A 17,251-nucleotide genomic window follows, 5' to 3' on the forward strand; every position below is an offset into this window, starting at 1 on the left:
TCCATGAACGTCTTGATCCCGGCCTACAAATGCAGGCGAATCTGCTCGGCAAAGGTCCGTATCACTTCTTCGTTACGTGAAAGAAACATCCATTGTCCGATTCGCGTCGAAACGAGCAGTCCCGCTTCTACCAGTACGGCAAGATGCGCGGATACGGTGGACTGCGAGAGCCCGCTGCGCGCCTGGATGGCGTGCGCGGGCACGCCGTGGCCCAGATCGACGTGGCCCTCTGGGAAGGCGTCGGCGGGGACCTTCAGCCACGCGAGGATGTCGCGCCGCAGTGGATTGGCGAGGGCCTTGTGAATCCGGTTCGCGTCTATCATGGCGTTCCTTGCGCTCTCGCGTGCTTCAATGCGGCTGCATCAACAACGTTCTGGCGATGGTTCCCGCCGCGCTTTCCCCAAGGTCTTCCCGCACGATCGACAGCGCCAGATGAATGCCGGCGCTTGCGCCGCCCGACGAATAGAGGTTGCCATCTTTCAGGCAGCCGGGATTGGACATGACGTGCACGCGTGGATGTTCCGCCGCGAGGCGGCGAGCGTCGCGCCAATGCGTGGTCAGCCAGCGACGGTCGGCAACGCCGGCGCGCGCCAGCAGGAACGCGCCATTGGAAATGCAGGCCAGCCTGCGCGTGGCGGGGCCGGCGTCGCCGAGCCACGTCACGAGCTCGCGATGCTCACTCGACGAACTCACCACGGGAGATCCGGGCACCACGACGACGTCGAACGGCGCGCGCGTTTCGAACAGGCATTCCGTGGTGCTCACCGCCGTGCCGTTGGAAGACAGTACCGGCCCAGGCGAGGTCCCGACGAGGTGTGGTTCATAGAACGCGCTGCCATACAGGCGATTCGCTGCATGAAACACATCCATCGGGCCGCTCGCTTCGAGCAGTTGAAAACCTGCGTAAAGCATCATCGCGACACGCATGCGCCGTTACCCCGTGAACGCCTGCTCGACCAGCGCGGATTGCCGCGCGACGTGCGCCGAATGGTAGCCCGGCGCGGTCGATGCACCGGCATCAGGACCGGCGTAGGCGAGCTTCGCGCCCGTTGGCAGGAGCCCGCGCAACTGCGGCTCAATGAAACTCCATGCGCCCTGGTTGCGCGACTCCTCCTGACACCAGACGACCTTCTTCAGGTTGGGATAGCGCGCGAGTTCGGCGGCCAACTGTTGTGCGGGAAACGGATACAGCTGTTCGACGCGGATGATCGGCGTGTCGGTCGCGTCCGCCCGGCGATGCTCGAGCAATTCGTAGTACACCTTGCCCGTGGCCACGATGACGCGCTCGACGCTGGATGCCCGCGACGCCTCGACCTGCGTATCTGGCAGAACTTCGCGGAAATCGCCCTCGCTCAACGCTTCGAACGTGCTGACCGCTTCAGGGTGCCGCAACAGCGACTTGGGTGTCATGACGACAAGCGGGCGACGATCGGCGGCGAGTGCCTGCCTGCGCAGCAAATGGAACAGCTGCGCGGGCGTGGTCGGCTGGGCGACGCGCATGTTGTCCTGCGCGCTCAACTGCAGATAGCGTTCGAGCCTCGCCGATGCATGCTCGGGGCCCGCGCCTTCCTGCCCGTGAGGAAGGAAGAGCGTCAGGCCGCTGCGTTGCCCCCACTTGGCGGCGGCCGCTGCGATGAACTGGTCGATTACCACCTGCGCGCCGTTTGCGAAGTCACCGAATTGCGCTTCCCAGATCACCAGCGCATCGCGGTTCACCGTCGTGTAACCGTATTCGAACGCGAGCACCGCTGCTTCGGAGAGGATGGAGTTCGTCACGCTGAAGCGGCCAGCTGCGTTGCCACTCGCATCAGCGAGATGATCGAGCGGAATATAAACGCCATCCGGCCGGGTCATGCGCGTTTGATCGTGCAGCACGGCGTGACGATGATTGAACGTCCCGCGCGCGCTATCCTGCCCGCTCAGTCGAACGCTGATCCCATCGGCGAGCAGCGAAGCGAAGGCCAGATGCTCGCCCATGCCCCAGTCGAGTGGCCGTTTCCCCGAGGCCATTTCCTGGCGGCCGGTGATCATCTTCTTGACGAGCGGGTGCAGCGCCAGGCCTTCGGGAACGGTCGAAATCTGCTGCGCGAGACTGCGCAGCGCTTTCGTCGACGGGGCGGGGTGGGCCGGGCTGGGCGCTTCCTCCCGTGAAGAGACGGCCTCCGAGCTGTCGGTTTCATTCGCACGCTTGAGCAGTTCACGCCGCTTGCCGACGTAGCCCTCTGCTTCTTCGGCTGTCAACACGCCTTGTTGAACCAGCTTCTGTGCGTAGCGCGTTCTCACGCCGGGATGACTTGCGATCGCGCGATACATTAGCGGCTGGGTGATGCCCGGCGTGTCCTGTTCCTGGTGCCCGAATTTGCGGAAGCACACGAGATCGATGACCACGCTGCGCTTGAACGCGGTGCGAAAGTCGAGGGCAAGGCGCACCGCCATCGCGACGGCTTCGGGGTCGTCGCCGTTCACGTGCAGGATAGGCGCCTCGATCATCTTCGCTACGTCCGTGGTGTAGAACGACGAACGCGTGTCGCGCGGATCGGAGGTCGTGAAGCCGATCTGATTGTTGACGACGATATGAACCGTGCCGCCCGTGCCGTGGCCGCGCGTATAAGAGAGGCTCAAGGTTTCCATCACGACACCCTGGCCGGACATCGCCGCGTCGCCGTGAATCTCGACCGGCAGAACCTCCACGCCGTCGGCGCTACCGAGGAGCTCGCCCTTGGCGCGCGCCATGCCTTGCACGACCGGGTTGACGATTTCCAGATGCGACGGATTGAACGCGAGCATCACTTCGACCGGCCCGTCAGGCGTATCGACCGTACTCGTAAAGCCCTTGTGATACTTCACGTCGCCCGCGGTAAGTCGTTCGGGATCCTTGCCATCGAACTCGTCGAACAGCGCGCGCAACGGCTTGCCGACGATATTCACCAGAACATTCAGGCGTCCGCGGTGCGCCATGCCCATCACCACCGCGCGCAGCTTTTTCGAAGCGCCGTAGCGGACGACTTCGTCGAGCATCGGAATCAGCGACTCCGCGCCCTCGAGCGAGAAGCGCGTTTGTCCGACGTAGCGTGCGTGCAGGTATTTCTCGAGGCCTTCCGCCGCGCTCAGTCGTTCCAGCAGTCGACGCTTTTCCGGGGCCTGCAGCGACGGTCTCGCTCGCGTGGATTCGAGTTGCATCTGCCACCAGCGCCGCTGCTCCGCGTCGGTCAGATGCATGAACTCGGCGCCGAGCGTTCCCGTGTAGGTTTGCTTCAGCGCCGCGACGAGTTCCTTCAGCGTGGCGTCGTCGTCGAACAGGAACGTGTCGGCAGTGCTGAAGGTCGTCGCCATGTCCGCGGCCGTCAGGCCGTAGTAAGCCGGGGTCAACTCGGCGTAGGCGCGTGGCGGCGTCCACATCAGCGGATCGAGATCGGCCGTGCGCGTGCCGATCATGCGGAACGCGGCGATCAGCGACTGTACCGCGACCTGCTTGCGTGCGAGGCCGAGACCGGCGTCATTCGCGAGGGTAGTGTCGGCATGAGCGATCGCGCGCGGCGGCCGCTTCGCCAGCTCGACAAAGCTGGAAATGACGGGGGCGTGCGGTTCGTCATCGCGATCGCTGCCGTCGATAGCGGGCGTTTCGCGCAGTGCATCGAACCACGCCCGCCATTCACCGGTGACCGCATCCGGGTCGGCCAGGTAAGTTTCATATTGCTCTTCGACGTAAGGGGCGTTGCCCCCGAAGAGGAAAGAGCTCTGACGTTCTTTCAACATGATCAATCTGCCTTTGGTCGGTGTGCGGTCCAACGTCGGGCGCAACACGTGGAATGATGGCGACAACGCCTTCCGGTCCGCCCGGGTTGTTTGCCCAGCCGCAGTCGTGAACACAGTCTAGTTATGCGGGGCAACGGGCGAAATACGCGCGTGGTGCCGCCGCCTGCCAACTAGTGGACGTTTTGGGCCACACGGCCGATTTGTTACACCGACGCAAAATACTTTTTCCGGGGGCAGACTGCATGCGCTAACGACGATGCGTTAAGCTGCGCCACGGTCCTGGTTGGGACACCACCTCTGAAGGTCACGGCATGAAAGTCGCCATTGTTGTATTCGATGGTGTGCAGGCGCTGGATGTTGCAGGCCCACTCGATGTATTCGCCGAGGCGAACACATTCCTTTCCGAGCATCAGCGCTACGAGGTGACGCTCGTCGGGCGCGAGGCGGGCGCCGTAACCTGTTCGAACGGCATGCAACTGGCGGTCTCGCGCGGCTATGCGGACAGCGACACGCAATGGGACCTGCTGCTCGTGGCCGGCGGCCCTCAGTTGCCCGACGTGCATCCGTCGAATGAGTTTCTGGCCTGGCTGCAAGGTCAGGCGCGCAGCGCGAGCCGTTTCGGTTCGGTGTGCAACGGCGCATTCGTGCTGGCGCATGCGGGGCTTCTCGATGGCAAGGAAGTGACGACCCACTGGTCGGATGCCGGGCGCCTGTCCAACGAATTCCCGCACGCCAACGTGCAGCCGGACCGCATTTTCGTGCGCGACGGGCGGCTGTTCACGTCGGCGGGCGTGACCGCGGGCATCGATCTGTGCCTCGCGCTGGTGGCGGAAGACTGGGGACACGAACTGGCGGTGCGGGTGGCGAAGCGGCTGGTGGTGTATATCCAGCGCGAAGGCGGTCAGTCTCAGTACAGCCCGTATATCGGCGCCGGCAAGGACGAGGACCCCATACTCAGCAAGGCGTATCGCTACGTGAGCGAACATATCACCGATACGCTTTCGATCGAGGCGCTGGCGAGTGCGGCTGCCGTGAGCCGGCGCACCTTGTCGCGCATCTTCGCCAAAAATGCCAAGGTCACGCCCTCCGTATTCGTCGAGCAGGTTCGCGTCGACACGGCGAGAAAGCTTCTGGAAGATACGGATGCGCCGCTCAAGACGGTCGCATTCAAATGCGGCTTTCATAGCGCCACCCATATGCGCACGACGTTTTCGCGGCGCCTGAACGTTACGCCAAAACAATATCGCCTGCGATTCCGCGGGGAGGCGAGTGCATAGCGACGATTCCCTGGCGGAGCTGGCAAACGCCAATGCCGCGCCATTCCTTCCCGATATCATCGAACCCGGTTTGTCGATCTTGTTTTGCGGAATCAATCCAGGCATGCGTGCGGCGGCCACCGGGCGCCACTTCGATGGCCGAGGGAACCGTTTCTGGCGAGTGCTCCATCGCGCCGGCTTTACGCCCGAAGAATTTCGTCCCGAGAACGACTGTGAGTTGCTGCGGCATGGCTTTGGTCTGACTACGGCGGTCTCGCGCGCAACGGCGCGCGCGGACGAGTTGTCGAGAGCGGAGATACAGGCTGCCGCGGCGCAATTCGAGTTGAAGGTTCAACACTACGCACCGCGATTTATCGCCTTTCTCGGCAAGATGGCGCTTGCCGAAATGTCCGGCAAGCGCGATATCCAGTGGGGTTTGCAATCCGGTAGCTTCGGCGGCGCGCGCGTGTGGGTTCTGCCGAACCCGAGCGGCTTGAATCGCGCATTCAGCCTCGACGCGCTCGTGGGCGCGTACCGCGAACTGCGTATTGCGGCTCAATTGTCATCAGTTGCCGAGTGAATGAACAAGCGGTTGTAGATATGGGGCATGCGCTTCGGAATGCCTCGTGGCGAGTTCGCGATTGCCTTGACATGGAACGCATTCGCCTTCGCTCGTCAATCCGCTCGCACATTGAAGATACGTGTTGTTGCGCAGCGTTTCGGTGACGAACTCCACGAAGGAGCGGATCTTTCCACTCGTCCCGCGCCGTTCGACATGAAGCAGGCTGACCGGCGTCGATTCGGGCTCGTAGGCCCGCAAAATCGGCACCAGATTTCCGGACGCGACTTCGCTTGCGGCCTGATAAGACAGCAACTGCGTGATACCCACGCCGTCTTCCGCGGCCGAAATGGCGGCGGGCGCCAGATTCACGATCAGGCGCGGCTGCAGCCGCACAGGAATCTTTGCGTTATTTTCGTAAAACGTCCACTCGAGCGGTTGGGAGACGCCGGTAAAGGAAACGCAATGGTGGCCGACCAGGTCTCGCGGATACATGGGCTCTCCATGCGCGGCGAGATAAGCGGGGGACGCAAAGGTCTGCCGCCGCACGGACCCCAGGCGCACCGCGAATGTCGACGAGTCTTCGAGATGACCAATCCGTATGGCGATATCCACGCCTTCTTCGAGCAGGCGCGTGGGACGATCGAGGTAAACAGCGTTCACGCTGACGTCGGGATAGCGCAGCGTGTAGGCGTTGACGAGCGGCGCGATGAAGCGCTGGCCGAGTTGCACCGGGGCTGTAATCGTGAGCGTGCCCACCGGGTTGGCGAGATCCGTGGCGATATGCGACTCAGCATCGCTGATGCCATCCAGCAGCTTGCGGCAGGCTTCAACGTAAGCGACACCCGCGTCCGTGGGCCGGACCGAGCGTGTCGTACGCGCGAGCAGCTGGGCGCCCAGGCGCGTTTCGAGCGAGTTGACCGCCCGCGAGACCGCCGCGCGCGATAAGCCGAATTTATCGGATGCGGCGCTGAAGCTGCCGCGTTCGACGATGGCTACAAACACCTCCATCTCACGCAATCTGTCCATCTTGACTTCCCAATCTGAATCTCTTGCAAACGGAAAACAACAGTAAAAACCGTTTGGCGTCTACCGTTGCCGGTTCGTTTTCAAACCTTCGTAAATCGTGTCTATCGCGATCAACGCGCGGCCTGAATGCCTACGCCGCGATTCTAAGCATCGTGTGCCGTCTGGTATCGCCGTACGACCTCAATTGGCCCAAAAGCGTGCAGAAATGACCCGCGCGTAATCAGACAGGTTTGCGTTGACGCAGCGCATACGCGCCGGGCAGATCACGACCGGACAGCCTGGCAAAATTCTCGTACTAGATGGCCCAAAATCAGACCAGGCGAGACTTTAAGAAATTGGGTTCATCTCTGACAATAAAGCCGTCAGTGAACAGCAACAATGCGCGGCGAAACCGGAGGTGTGGTCATCGCCTGGCGTGAGGATGCAGGACGCTGAATAGCCTCACAGTGAACTAGCCACATCAAACAGTACAGCTAACGAAACCCGGGAAGTTGCTGATCGCCATGACAACTGCGAACCCTTTGACGACTGGAACGGAAGCGGCAACGGCCCCACAGGCGCTGGAACCACGCGCTGTGCGCGAAGCCGCGGCGCCGGCGCAGCCCGCCCCCGCGCAGGTGGCGTTCACGGGGCGCATCGTGGTGGGCCTGCTCGGCATGTTGTTCGCTTCGTTGCTGGCCATCCTCAACGAACAGGTGACCGCTGCGGCGATGGCCGATATCCAGGGCGCGTTCCTTATCGGGCATGACGACGGGACGTGGCTCACCTCGCTCTTCGAAGCCGCCAACGTCGCGACGATGGTGTTCGCCCCCTGGTTCGGCATCACCTTTACGCTCAAGCGCTTCACGATCGGCGCCGTGCTCGCCACGATGTTCTTCGGATTGTTGTGCCCGTTCGCGCCGAATCTGGCGACGCTTTACGTCTTGCGTATCTTCCAGGGAATCGCGGGCGGCTGTCTGCCCCCCATGCTGATCATCGTGGCGCTGCGTTATCTGCCGCCTAAATTCAAGCTGTATGGGCTCGCCGGCTATGCGCTCACTGCGACCTTCGGGCCGGCGCTCGGCACACCGCTCGCCGCGTTGTGGACGGAGTTCACAAGCTGGCGCATGGCGTTCTGGCAAATCATTCCGCTCGGCGTGCTGTGCTGTATCGCGATACAGCAGGGGCTGCCCGCCGATCCGGTCAAGCTCGAGCGCTTTCGTGCCTTCAACTGGATAGGTTTGGTGACGGGCTTCCCCGCGTTTGCCATGCTCGTGACGGGGCTTTTGCAAGGCGACCGGCTCGACTGGTTCGAATCGGACTTTATCCGCGTGATGTTGGGCGGCGGCGCTCTGCTGCTCGCGGTCTTCCTCGTCAACGAGTGGTTTCAGCCCGTGCCCTTTTTCAAGCTCCAGTTACTCGAGCGCAGGAATTTCACGCACGGCCTCTCGACCTTGGTCGGCACCGTGATCCTGCTAGTGGGCGTCGCCGCTATACCCGGGCAGTTTCTCGCCAAAGTTCATGCGTACCGGCCGCTGCAGACGGCGCCGCTCTCGCTGTTGCTCGCCATTCCGCTGCTGATTACGCTCCCCCTGACGGCGGCTCTGTTGAATACGCGGCGCGCCGATCACCGCTGGGTGATCGCAATCGGTCTGTCGCTGATGTTCACGACCTGCGCACTCGGCAGCTTCATGACGTCCGAGTGGATTCGCGACAACTTCTACGTGCTGCAGGCGCTGCAGATCATCGCGCAGCCCATGGTGATCATGTCGATCCTCATGGGCGTCACGACGGGGTTGCCGCCAACGGAGGGCCCGTTCGCTTCGGCCATGTTCAATACGGTGAAGACGTTCGCCGCCGCCATCGCGACGGGGCTGATTGAGGGCGTAGGCACCGCGCGCGAACATTTCCATTCGAGCATGCTCGTCGACCAGCTGGGCAACCGCGCGCTGGTGACGGGCCCCGGCCTCGACACGTCTTACGCGCTGGGGCAACTCGCGCACCGTATTCACGAGCAGGCCGTCGTGCTGACTTCCGCCGATCTCTACCGGGTGATGGCGTGTGTTGCGCTCGTTTTGCTTCTTCTTGTTCCAGTGCTGCCGGTGCGGATTTATCCGCCGTGGAGCACTACGCCGCCCGCTTCGAAATGAGGTCCGCTTTCCATGTCATCGACTCAACCCACCCCCGCACCGTCCAGGTTGAAATGGCTTCGTATTGCAGCAGTCGTCGCCGTTGTCGGCGTCGCTGGCTGGGCCGGCGCGAAGCTCCTGTCTCACTCCAGCTCGGAATCCACGAACGACGCCTATGTCACCGCGGATTTCACGCTCGTCGCGCCGCGAGTCGCGGGGCAAATCATGGACGTACTGGTGAACGATAACGAGGACGTGAAGGCGGGGCAGCTGCTGGTGCGTATCGACGACCGCGACTATCGCGCCGCGCTGATGAGCGCCGAGGCCGAGGTGGCGGGCGCGAAGGCGTCGGTGGCGAACTTCGACGCGCAGATCGCGCGCCAGCCCTCGCTCGTCGATCAGGCGCGTGCCACGCTGCGCTCCGACGACGCGTCGATTGGCTTCGCGCGGGCCAACGCGGCGCGCTACCAGAATCTTTCGACGGCGGGGGCAGGGACCGCGCAGGAGCAGCAACAGGCTTCGAGCACGCTGGCCGAGCAGCTTGCGCAGCAGTCGCACGACCAGGCGGTGCTGACGGCCACCCAGCAGAATCTGGACGTCCTGCGCACCGAACGCGACAAGGCCGCTGGCGCGCTTCGACACGCCGAAGCGGTGCTCGAACAGGCGAAGCTCAACCTCTCCTATACGGAGGTCCGCGCGCCCGTTGACGGCAAGGTAGGACGCCGCTCGGCGCGGGTCGGCGCCTTCGTGACGCCCGGCGCCCCCGTGCTCGCAATCGTGCCGCTTTCGGATGCGTATGTCGTCGCCAACTTCCAGGAGAGCCAGATCACCAATATGCGGCCCGGCGAAAGCGTGCGCGTGACGGTCGACAGCGTTCCCGGCGTCGTGATCCATGGCCGCATCGACAGCCTGGCACCGGCGACTGGCGTGAGCTTCGCGCCGATCGCACCCGACAACGCCACGGGCAACTTTACGAAGGTGGTGCAGCGCGTGCCCGTGAAGATCACGATCGATCGCGGGCAGCCTGCTGCAGCGGCATTGAGCGTTGGACTCTCGGTGGAAGCCGAAGTGGCCGTTGGCCGGGGCGCAGAAGCGACGGCCGAGGGAGCGGAAAGGAAATGAACACGAGCCAATATTCTGTTCGCGCGATCCTTCTCCCGGTTCTCGCGTGTCTCGCAATGGCGGCTTGCACCGTCGGTCCCAACTTCGAACCGCCAAAGTCGCCAACGCCTGAGGTCTTCAACCGCACGCAGACGGCGCAGGCGCCGAGCAAAGCCGTGGAAGGCCAGTTCGGTCCGGAATGGTGGACGCTGTTCAACGATCCCGTATTGAACGGCCTGGAAAAGCAGCTCGCCGACGCAAACCTGGACGTGGCAGCCGCCTCCGCGCGCCTGCTGCAAAGCCGGGCCGAGCGCCGCGTAGCGGGCGCAGCCGAATATCCGACACTCGACGGCGCCGCATCGTACAACCGCGAACGCGGCAGTGAAAACGGCATTCTCTCGCTGCTTGGCGTGACGCCCACGCAGAGTCAGCCGCAGTCGGCCTCCGGCAGCGCGCCTCTTGGCGTGGCGGCCATGCCGGGCTCGAAGGGTTCGCCCGCCTATAACCTGTATCAGGTCGGCTTCGACGCGTCATGGGAGATCGATATCTGGGGCCGCGTGCGACGCAGCGTGGAAGCGGCGACGGCGCTTTCGGAAGCCTCTTATGAGGACCGGAACTCGGTCTTGCTGAGCGCACGCGCGGAGCTTGCGCGAGACTATATCGAACTGCGCGACACGCAGGAACTCCTGCAGATCGCGCATCAAAACCTGGACATCGCCAACGACGCGCTGAAGCTCACGCAGGTACGCGCGCATGAAGGCGTGACCACGGACCTCGATGTCTCGAACGCTTCGGCGCAGGTGGAGAATATCGAAAGCCTGATTCCCACGCTCGAATCGCACTCCGAAACGACGATCAATGCCATCGGCCTGCTGCTCGGCGAGGAACCGGGCGCGCTGCGTCAGACGCTCGCCGCAACGCAGGAGGTGCCCGTACTGCCGGCGCAGGTGCCGATCGGCTTTCCTTCCGAACTCGTGCAGCGCCGTCCGGATATCCGCAAGGCGGAAGCCGAACTGCACGCGGCGACGGCGTCGATTGGCGTGGCGAAGGCCGATTTTTATCCGCGCATCATGCTCAATGGCAGTGCGGGCTTTCAGAGTCTTCAGCTCTCGAGTCTGGCCAGTTGGGCGTCAGGGCAGTTCGTCGTTGGCCCTTCCATTACGTTTCCTATCTTCGAAGGCGGTCGCCTGAAAGGAACGCTCCAGTTGCGCGAGGCGCAACAGCAGGAGGCGGCGATTGCCTACAAGGCGACGGTGCTGCGCGCGTGGCAGGAGGTGGACGACGCGCTCGTCACCTACGACGCCGAACAGCGCCGCCGCGACCGGCTGGCCCAGGCCGTGACGATGAACGAGCGCGCGCTCTCGGTTGCGCGGGAGCGGTACAAGGCCGGGGCGCTCGACTATCTCGACGTCTTGAACGTGCAGAAGCAACTGCTCGAAGCACAAAGCAATCTCGAACAAAGCAGAGCCACGGCGGCCACGAATCTCATTACGCTTTGTAAAGCGCTGGGAGGGGGATGGGAATCGACATATGGCGGGTAAGCCATAGCCCGGATGCGCGCTTGTCATCCGGAACGCGCGCCGTTTAACGATAACAATGATTCGTATGTCCGGACACGACGACGTATGGGAATCGACAGCACGACGCCGGCCGGGGATTGCGCGCAAATTTTCCAGCGTGATCGGCTTCATCAACGTCGCGCTCACGGGCAGTCTTGCCGAGGCTTCACGCCAGCTGGGTGTTTCCTCGCCTTCGTTGAGCAAGAGCATTGCGCGGCTTGAGTCCCCAGTTGAATGTACGCTTGCTGGTGCTTCGTGGCGCGCCGTCTTTGCGAGTCGGGGCTCGTGGTCTGCGCCGCGCTGGCCTGTCTTGCGCAACACGGCGCGCCGCTTGCCATCGACGATCTGCTGCGGCACAGGCTGATCTTGCAGAGAAACGCAGATTCGGGCCGGACTGCTACCACCAAGCCCGACGGTCTCGGCATGGGGCTGCCCATCTGCCGCTCGATCGTGCAAAGCCACGGCGGGTGCCTGTGGGTGACGCCGAACGCCCCCGTTGGCGTCAGCTTCCATTTCACGCTTCCTGCACAAGGTAACGCTTCGCCCCCAGCGCGCATTTAGCGCCGCCTCGCGAAACCATTCGACCCTTCGGATCGCCGCGATTTCCGCCTTGTCGCGATGGCCGGAAACGCGCCGGGAATGTCCCCAAACCGTCGCAGCTAGTCCCTCGGCCGGGAGCCGTAAAACGTAGACTGTTCTCGTCGGCGGTCAATGACTGCCGGTCCTGGCGGGGAGTCATGGAGATGCCCGGCCACTCGACTTGACGCGCGCTGCGATGCGGACTCTCTTCGGTCCGCGCGCAGTGCCCAGATTCCCTAAAGGAAGGACGTATGAGCGAAGCAAACCAGGGCGCGGTGCGCCAACTGAAACATTTCATCGACGGTCAATACACCGCTGGCGTGAGCGGGCGATTCAACGACGTCTACGATCCCGCGCAGGGCCGCATTTCGGCGCGCGTGCCGGTTGCGAATACCAGTGAGGTTGCCGCCGCCGTCGCGGCCGCCAAAAGCGCGTTTGCGGCGTGGAGCGAAACCCCGCCGCTCAAGCGCGCGCGCCTGATGTTCAAGTTCAAGGAACTGCTAGAGGCGCATCTCGACGAAATCGCCGAACTCATTACGCGCGACCACGGCAAGCTGTTTTCGGACGCGAGGGGCGAAGTCATGCGCGGCATCGAAATCGTCGAATTCGCGTGCGGCATTCCGAACCTGCTCAAGACCGGTTTCACCGATCAAAGCAGCAGCGGCGTCGACAGCTGGAATTTGCGTCAGCCCGTGGGCGTGATTGCGGGCGTCACCCCGTTCAATTTCCCGGTGGTGGTGCCGTGCTGGATGTTCGTCATGGCCGCCGCGACCGGCAACACGTTCATCCTCAAGCCCTCGGAGCGCACGCCGTCGTCGTCGATCCGGCTGGCGGAACTCTTCATCGAGGCGGGCTTCCCCAAAGGCGTGTTCAACGTGGTGAACGGCGACAAGGGCACCGTCGACGCGCTGATCCAGCATCCCGATGTGGCCGCGATGTCCGTCGTCGCCTCCACGCCGGTGGCCGAATATATCTACGCAGAGGGCGCCAAACGCGGCAAGCGCGTGCAGGCGCTGGGCAGTGCAAAGAATCATCTCGTCGTCATGCCAGACGCGAATCTCGATCAGGCCGTCGATGCGCTGATCAACTCCGCATACGGCTCGGCGGGCGAGCGCTGCATGGCGACCTCGGTCGCGGTGGCGATAGGCAGCATCGGCGACGAACTGATCGAGCGTCTCGCGCCGCGCGTGCGCGCGCTGCGCATCGGCGCGGGCATGGAGCCCGATCTGGACATGGGGCCGCTCATCAGCGCCGCGCATCGCACCAAGGTGCTGGGTTACATCGATGCGGGCGTCGAGGCTGGCGCGAAGCTCGTCGTGGACGGGCGTGGCCATACCGTGGCGGGACACGAAGAGGGCTTCTTCCTGGGCGGCTCGCTTTTCGACGACGTGAAGCCGGATATGAAGATCTATCGCGAAGAGATTTTCGGGCCGGTGCTTTCGGTGGTTCGCGTGCCGGATCTGGCCAGTGCTATCGAGCTTGTCAACGCACACGAACTCGGCAATTGCGTCACGCTGTTCACGGCCGATGGCGCCGCGGCACGCACGTTTACGCGGCAGATTCAGATCGGCATGGTGGGCATCAACGTGCCGAGTCCGGTGCCGTCGGCGTGGCATTCGTTCGGGGGCTGGAAGCGCTCGCTGTTCGGCGATCATCACGCCTACGGCGAGGAAGCCGTGCGCTTCTACACGCGCTACAAGAGCGTGACGCAGCGCTGGCCCGGCAGCATCGACAAGGGCGCGGAGTTCGCCATGCCCGCTTCGAAGTAAGTCGGGCGCGGCGTGAAAACGCCGCGCGCGCTTGAAGATGGCCGGCGCGGTCATGGCCGGCTATCTCGCTTTGCAATTTGCGTAATCGATTTTTCGAAGCGAACGTTAGCTGGCCGTGATCTTCTGAACCCATTGGCTGCGCCAGGCGGGCGCTTCAAAGGGATCCGAAAAATATTGGGTCTCGTGAACGACCTTGCCGTCATGGAATTCCATGATGCTCACGGTGAAAGCGGATCGCCCCTGGTAAGCGATGATGTATTCGGTCACCCACAGATTGCCTTCGCCCTGCATTCGTCTGACTTCGAAACCGGACGGCTTGCCGGGATGATGGCCGCGCAGGGCCTGCAAATTCCTGCGCCCGAGAATGCGTTCGCCGGATTGAGGGTAGTCGCAGATGGCGTCGTCGGCGTAGATGTCGTGTTCGGCTTCGAGATCGCCGGCCGCCGACGCCTGCCAGTGCGCATTGAGCGCTTCACTTATGTTCGTGTGTCGCATGAAACACCTCCGGGACAAAGTACGGCAACACTTCGCTGTGCAACTCGTCGAGTACGTCGGCGTAAGGGCGCGGCGTGACTTTCGGATTCAGCGCGACGTGGCTCACGCCCGCTTCGCGTGCCGCTTCGAGAAAATGTCTGAGCGAACGGCTGCCGATAGCGAAGCCGCCCTTGATGGCGCGGAACGGGTAATCGGGCCGCGGATGCAGATAGAGGTACCCGCCAAAGGCAACCGGTTTGAAGGCTTCGCGGCCCATCGACCGGGCGACCTGGTCTTTCCAGCTGCGCACGAACGCGTCGAGCGCGGCGGGGCCGGGCACGAAGCCGAGGTAGCCGTCCATATGTGCCGCGATCCATTCGAGGCTCTGCTGTGCCCGGCCGACGGCAATGGCCGGGGTGCGTCCGTAAGGCGGCTTGGGCAACATGTCGAGCGTGCCGCCCGATTTACCGAAGCGTGGCGAGGAAAACACGGGAAAGGGCTGCTCGCTCACTGTTCGATACGTCTCGAACGCGTCGCGAAACCGCTCGCCACGCGTATCGAAGTCGATGCCGAAAACGGGATACTCGGAAGGTCTGTCTCCCGAGGACATCCCTAACAGAAGCCTTCCATTCGTCAACTGGTCGAGTGAATTCACCTGCTTGGCCAGCAAAAGCGGTTCGCGCATCGGCAAGACGATGCCTGTCGTGCCGAGCGCGATTTCCTTCGTCACTGCCGCGAGGCTGGCGATATACACCAGCGGCTCGAAGATCTGGCCCGCATCGCCATACGCAGGATCGTAGAACGGAATGTCGCGCATCCACAGCGCGGCCACGCCCATTGCTTTGGCGCGCTGAGCCATGGCGATGTGATCGCGCATGGTCGGAACCGGCGAGTCCGGATGCGTTTCGAGCGGCAGGATCAGTCCGACCGTGAGCGCGTCCTCGCGAAACACGCGGCGCCACGCGGGCTGCGCTGAAAGCGCATGCTCGGCGGGCGTGGAAGCCTTCATTGCGGTGATTGCTGACATATCCATTGCGTTTCGCCTTGCGCTTTCCCATTTGCGAACCAAGGTTACGCACGAACGGCGCTGATAAAAACCACCGGCGATGAACAACAGTTGATACTCGCGCTCAATAACGCGGGGAATTCAAACAGCGGACATGCGCGCCTTGAGGCGCGGCGACATGAAGTCGAGAAACGCGCGCAGCTTGAGCGGCAGCGGCGTTTGGCCGGCATGGACGAGATGGATCGGCATGGGCGCCAGCCCGAAGGTTTCCAGAACGAGCTGCAAGCGGCCTTCCTGCACGGCGTTCGCGACCTGATAAGAGAGAACCCGCGTCAAACCGGTCCCGAGCGTCGCGGCATCGATGGCCGATTCCGCCGTGTTTGTCACGAGCCGCGCGTGGATCGGCACGTTCTGCTCCGACTTTTCGCCGGCAAACGTCCACGTGCGCGACGCATTGATTCCCTCGAAACCGATGCACGCATGATCGGCGAGATCAGCCGGGTTTTGCGGCGTGCCGCGCTCGGCGAGATACGCGGGGCTCGCGCACACCACAGGGCGCGTTTCGCCGAGGCGTATCGCCACGAGACTGCTGTCCGGCAGCTGGCCGATGCGTACCGCAACGTCCACGTGGTCTTCGAGAAAATTGACGTTGCGATCGGTCAGCACGAGGCGGGCGTCGATCTCTGGATATTGCGCGAGAAAGGCCGCCATCACAGGGACCACATGCAGCCGCCCGAAGACCACGGGCGCCGTGGCCACGAGCGAGCCCTTCGGCGCCGCGTATTCGCCGGTCACGGCGCGTTCGATTTCGCCGATGTCCTCGAGAATGCGCCGGCACGACGCGACATAAGCCTCGCCGGCCTCGGTGAGCGAGAGGTGCCGTGTGGTGCGATGGAGCAGGCGGGTCTTCAGGTGCGCTTCGAGATCGCCGACCTTGCGGCTGACTGTCGCCAGCGGCTGGCCGAGTTGCCGGGCCGCGGCTGACAAACTGCCTGCATCGACGACTGCGACCAGGATGGACATCCCTTCGAGACGGTCCATGGTCTTCTCGATCACTGGAAGGGAGATCCCGATGTTAGCGGATTCTCTTCCGGCGCGAGCGCGCAGCGCCTTTGCGCGCGCGGCTCAGGCCGTCATGCGCTCTCGGCGTTGACGAGTTCGCCCGCAGTGCGCTCGCGCAGGCGCGGCGATGCGAAGTCGAGGAACGCGCGCAGCTTCAGCGGCAGGGGTGCTTGCCCCGCATGCACGAGATTGACGGGCAGCGGCGCGGCTTCAAATGTGTCGAGCACGACGCGAAGCTCGTTGGCCCGAACGGCGCGTGCAACCTGGTAGGACAGCACGCGTATCAAACCCACGCCGAGGACCGCGGCTTCGATGGCGGCGTCCGCCGTATTCACGGCAAGCCGCGAATGAACGGGCACGGACTGCTCTGACTTGCCGGAGCCGAAAGACCACGCCCGCAGCGACGCGAGCGCCTCGAAGGTAATGCATTGATGGCCTGCCAGGTCCGCGGGTTCGGCTGGCACGCCGTGCTTCGCGAGATAGGCGGGGCTGGCGCAAATGACGCGGCGCACCGTGCCCACGCGCGTTGCGATCAACGTGCTATCGGGCAACTCGCCAATGCGGACCGCGACGTCCGCGTGTTCATCCATCAGATGAACGACACGATCGGTCAGCAGGAGATTGATGTCGATCTCCGGATACTGCGCGAGGAATTCCGCCACCACCGGCACCACGTGCAAGCGGCCAAACGCAACGGGCGCGGTAACCACGAGTTCGCCTTTGGGCGCGGCGTATTCGCCCGTGGCTGCACGCTCGGCTTCGCCGATGTCTTCGAGAATGCGCCGGCAGGCGGCCACGTATGCGGCGCCGGCTTCCGTCAACGAAAGCTTGCGCGTCGTGCGGTGAAAGAGACGCGTCTTCAGGTGTGCTTCCAGTTCCCCAACCTTGCGGCTGACCGTGGCGAGCGGCATGTCGAGATGCCGCGCGGCAGCCGAGAGACTGCCCGCATCAGCGACCGAAACGAGGATGGCCATGGCTTCGAGGCGATTCATG

At 63.4% G+C, this 17,251-nt stretch carries 16 protein-coding genes; 8 read left to right on the top strand and 8 right to left on the bottom strand.

Features of this window, described 5'->3' with window-relative positions; genetic code table 11:
• Window positions 1-23 precede the first annotated feature (23 nt).
• Genes BFD71_RS19580 through BFD71_RS19590 form a run of 3 tightly spaced genes read right to left on the bottom strand, consistent with a single transcriptional unit; the run spans window position 24 to window position 3,756 of the window.
• Window positions 24-323, bottom strand: a complete 300-nt coding sequence (locus BFD71_RS19580) for an ArsR/SmtB family transcription factor (RefSeq protein WP_069265940.1) — start codon at window positions 321-323, stop codon at window positions 24-26.
• A gap of 25 nt (window positions 324-348) precedes the next feature.
• Window positions 349-915, bottom strand: coding sequence for a DJ-1/PfpI family protein (locus BFD71_RS19585; protein ID WP_256094808.1), 567 nt, complete (start codon window positions 913-915; stop codon window positions 349-351).
• A gap of 18 nt (window positions 916-933) precedes the next feature.
• Window positions 934-3,756: a 2-oxoglutarate dehydrogenase E1 component gene (locus tag BFD71_RS19590; RefSeq protein ID WP_069265942.1), complete on the bottom strand. Its 2,823-nt coding sequence runs from the start codon at window positions 3,754-3,756 to the stop codon at window positions 934-936.
• A 311-nt stretch (window positions 3,757-4,067) separates the two neighbouring features.
• On the opposite strand from BFD71_RS19590, the gene BFD71_RS19595 reads away from it, so the two are divergent.
• Window positions 4,068-5,033 (top strand): GlxA family transcriptional regulator, encoded by a 966-nt coding sequence (locus BFD71_RS19595; protein WP_069265943.1) that lies wholly within the window; start codon window positions 4,068-4,070, stop codon window positions 5,031-5,033.
• The gene (gene mug / locus BFD71_RS19600) at window positions 5,026-5,592 is read left to right on the top strand and encodes a G/U mismatch-specific DNA glycosylase (protein WP_069265944.1); all 567 of its coding nucleotides are present in this window, start codon (window positions 5,026-5,028) and stop codon (window positions 5,590-5,592) included. The genes BFD71_RS19595 and mug overlap by 8 nt, the downstream gene beginning before the upstream one ends.
• Here the strand turns inward: mug and BFD71_RS19605 are convergent.
• Window positions 5,578-6,600 (bottom strand): LysR family transcriptional regulator, encoded by a 1,023-nt coding sequence (locus BFD71_RS19605; protein WP_083245342.1) that lies wholly within the window; start codon window positions 6,598-6,600, stop codon window positions 5,578-5,580. The two genes, mug and BFD71_RS19605, sit on opposite strands and share 15 nt — an antisense overlap.
• Before the next feature lie 503 nt (window positions 6,601-7,103).
• Here BFD71_RS19605 and BFD71_RS19610 point away from each other — a divergent pair.
• The 6 genes from BFD71_RS19610 to BFD71_RS19630 all read left to right on the top strand — a co-directional run bounded on the left by BFD71_RS19610 (window position 7,104) and on the right by BFD71_RS19630 (window position 13,716).
• Window positions 7,104-8,729 (top strand): MFS transporter, encoded by a 1,626-nt coding sequence (locus BFD71_RS19610; RefSeq protein WP_069265999.1) that lies wholly within the window; start codon window positions 7,104-7,106, stop codon window positions 8,727-8,729.
• A gap of 12 nt (window positions 8,730-8,741) precedes the next feature.
• Window positions 8,742-9,830, top strand: a complete 1,089-nt coding sequence (locus BFD71_RS19615; protein WP_069265945.1) for an HlyD family secretion protein — start codon at window positions 8,742-8,744, stop codon at window positions 9,828-9,830.
• Window positions 9,827-11,350 (top strand): efflux transporter outer membrane subunit, encoded by a 1,524-nt coding sequence (locus BFD71_RS19620; RefSeq protein ID WP_069265946.1) that lies wholly within the window; start codon window positions 9,827-9,829, stop codon window positions 11,348-11,350. Before BFD71_RS19615 ends, BFD71_RS19620 begins: the two co-directional genes overlap by 4 nt.
• Window positions 11,351-11,414: 64 nt before the next feature.
• A complete protein-coding gene (locus BFD71_RS42845; RefSeq protein WP_141710731.1) occupies window positions 11,415-11,732 on the top strand; it encodes a helix-turn-helix domain-containing protein in 318 nt (105 codons plus the stop codon).
• Window positions 11,624-11,929 carry an ATP-binding protein gene (locus tag BFD71_RS19625; protein ID WP_176732908.1) on the top strand — a complete coding sequence of 102 codons (306 nt, stop codon included), beginning with the start codon at window positions 11,624-11,626 and terminating at the stop codon, window positions 11,927-11,929. The genes BFD71_RS42845 and BFD71_RS19625 overlap by 109 nt, the downstream gene beginning before the upstream one ends.
• 269 nt (window positions 11,930-12,198) lie before the next feature.
• The gene (locus BFD71_RS19630; RefSeq protein ID WP_069265948.1) at window positions 12,199-13,716 is read left to right on the top strand and encodes a CoA-acylating methylmalonate-semialdehyde dehydrogenase; all 1,518 of its coding nucleotides are present in this window, start codon (window positions 12,199-12,201) and stop codon (window positions 13,714-13,716) included.
• 105 nt (window positions 13,717-13,821) lie between these two features.
• Here BFD71_RS19630 and BFD71_RS19635 read toward each other — a convergent pair whose 3' ends face one another.
• The 4 genes from BFD71_RS19635 to BFD71_RS19650 form a co-directional block, all read right to left on the bottom strand.
• The gene (locus BFD71_RS19635; RefSeq protein WP_069265949.1) at window positions 13,822-14,211 is read right to left on the bottom strand and encodes a nuclear transport factor 2 family protein; all 390 of its coding nucleotides are present in this window, start codon (window positions 14,209-14,211) and stop codon (window positions 13,822-13,824) included.
• Window positions 14,189-15,223, bottom strand: a complete 1,035-nt coding sequence (locus tag BFD71_RS19640) for an LLM class oxidoreductase (protein ID WP_069265950.1) — start codon at window positions 15,221-15,223, stop codon at window positions 14,189-14,191. Before BFD71_RS19640 ends, BFD71_RS19635 begins: the two co-directional genes overlap by 23 nt.
• A 114-nt stretch (window positions 15,224-15,337) precedes the next feature.
• The gene (locus tag BFD71_RS19645) at window positions 15,338-16,237 is read right to left on the bottom strand and encodes a LysR family transcriptional regulator (RefSeq protein WP_069265951.1); all 900 of its coding nucleotides are present in this window, start codon (window positions 16,235-16,237) and stop codon (window positions 15,338-15,340) included.
• Between the two features lie 92 nt (window positions 16,238-16,329).
• Window positions 16,330-17,250, bottom strand: coding sequence for a LysR family transcriptional regulator (locus tag BFD71_RS19650; protein ID WP_069265952.1), 921 nt, complete (start codon window positions 17,248-17,250; stop codon window positions 16,330-16,332).
• Window position 17,251: the final 1 nt, after the last annotated feature.

Source organism: Paraburkholderia nodosa (genome assembly GCF_001718195.1).
Taxonomy (GTDB): Bacteria; Pseudomonadota; Gammaproteobacteria; order Burkholderiales; family Burkholderiaceae; genus Paraburkholderia; species Paraburkholderia nodosa_A.

Bases quoted from the DNA above. Each gene is read 5' to 3' on its own strand.
- BFD71_RS19650 (WP_069265952.1), bottom strand. From the start codon at position 17,250: ATGAATCGCCTCGAAGCCATGGCCATCCTCGTTTCGGTCGCTGATGCG.
- BFD71_RS19640 (WP_069265950.1), bottom strand. From the start codon at position 15,223: ATGGATATGTCAGCAATCACCGCAATGAAGGCTTCCACGCCCGCCGAG.
- BFD71_RS19585 (WP_256094808.1), bottom strand. From the start codon at position 915: ATGATGCTTTACGCAGGTTTTCAACTGCTCGAAGCGAGCGGCCCGATG.
- BFD71_RS19580 (WP_069265940.1), bottom strand. From the start codon at position 323: ATGATAGACGCGAACCGGATTCACAAGGCCCTCGCCAATCCACTGCGG.
- BFD71_RS19590 (WP_069265942.1), bottom strand. From the start codon at position 3,756: ATGTTGAAAGAACGTCAGAGCTCTTTCCTCTTCGGGGGCAACGCCCCT.
- BFD71_RS19615 (WP_069265945.1), top strand. From the start codon at position 8,742: ATGTCATCGACTCAACCCACCCCCGCACCGTCCAGGTTGAAATGGCTT.
- BFD71_RS19595 (WP_069265943.1), top strand. From the start codon at position 4,068: ATGAAAGTCGCCATTGTTGTATTCGATGGTGTGCAGGCGCTGGATGTT.
- BFD71_RS19645 (WP_069265951.1), bottom strand. From the start codon at position 16,237: ATGGACCGTCTCGAAGGGATGTCCATCCTGGTCGCAGTCGTCGATGCA.
- BFD71_RS19610 (WP_069265999.1), top strand. From the start codon at position 7,104: ATGACAACTGCGAACCCTTTGACGACTGGAACGGAAGCGGCAACGGCC.
- BFD71_RS19635 (WP_069265949.1), bottom strand. From the start codon at position 14,211: ATGCGACACACGAACATAAGTGAAGCGCTCAATGCGCACTGGCAGGCG.
- BFD71_RS19605 (WP_083245342.1), bottom strand. From the start codon at position 6,600: ATGGACAGATTGCGTGAGATGGAGGTGTTTGTAGCCATCGTCGAACGC.
- BFD71_RS42845 (WP_141710731.1), top strand. From the start codon at position 11,415: ATGTCCGGACACGACGACGTATGGGAATCGACAGCACGACGCCGGCCG.
- BFD71_RS19630 (WP_069265948.1), top strand. From the start codon at position 12,199: ATGAGCGAAGCAAACCAGGGCGCGGTGCGCCAACTGAAACATTTCATC.
- BFD71_RS19620 (WP_069265946.1), top strand. From the start codon at position 9,827: ATGAACACGAGCCAATATTCTGTTCGCGCGATCCTTCTCCCGGTTCTC.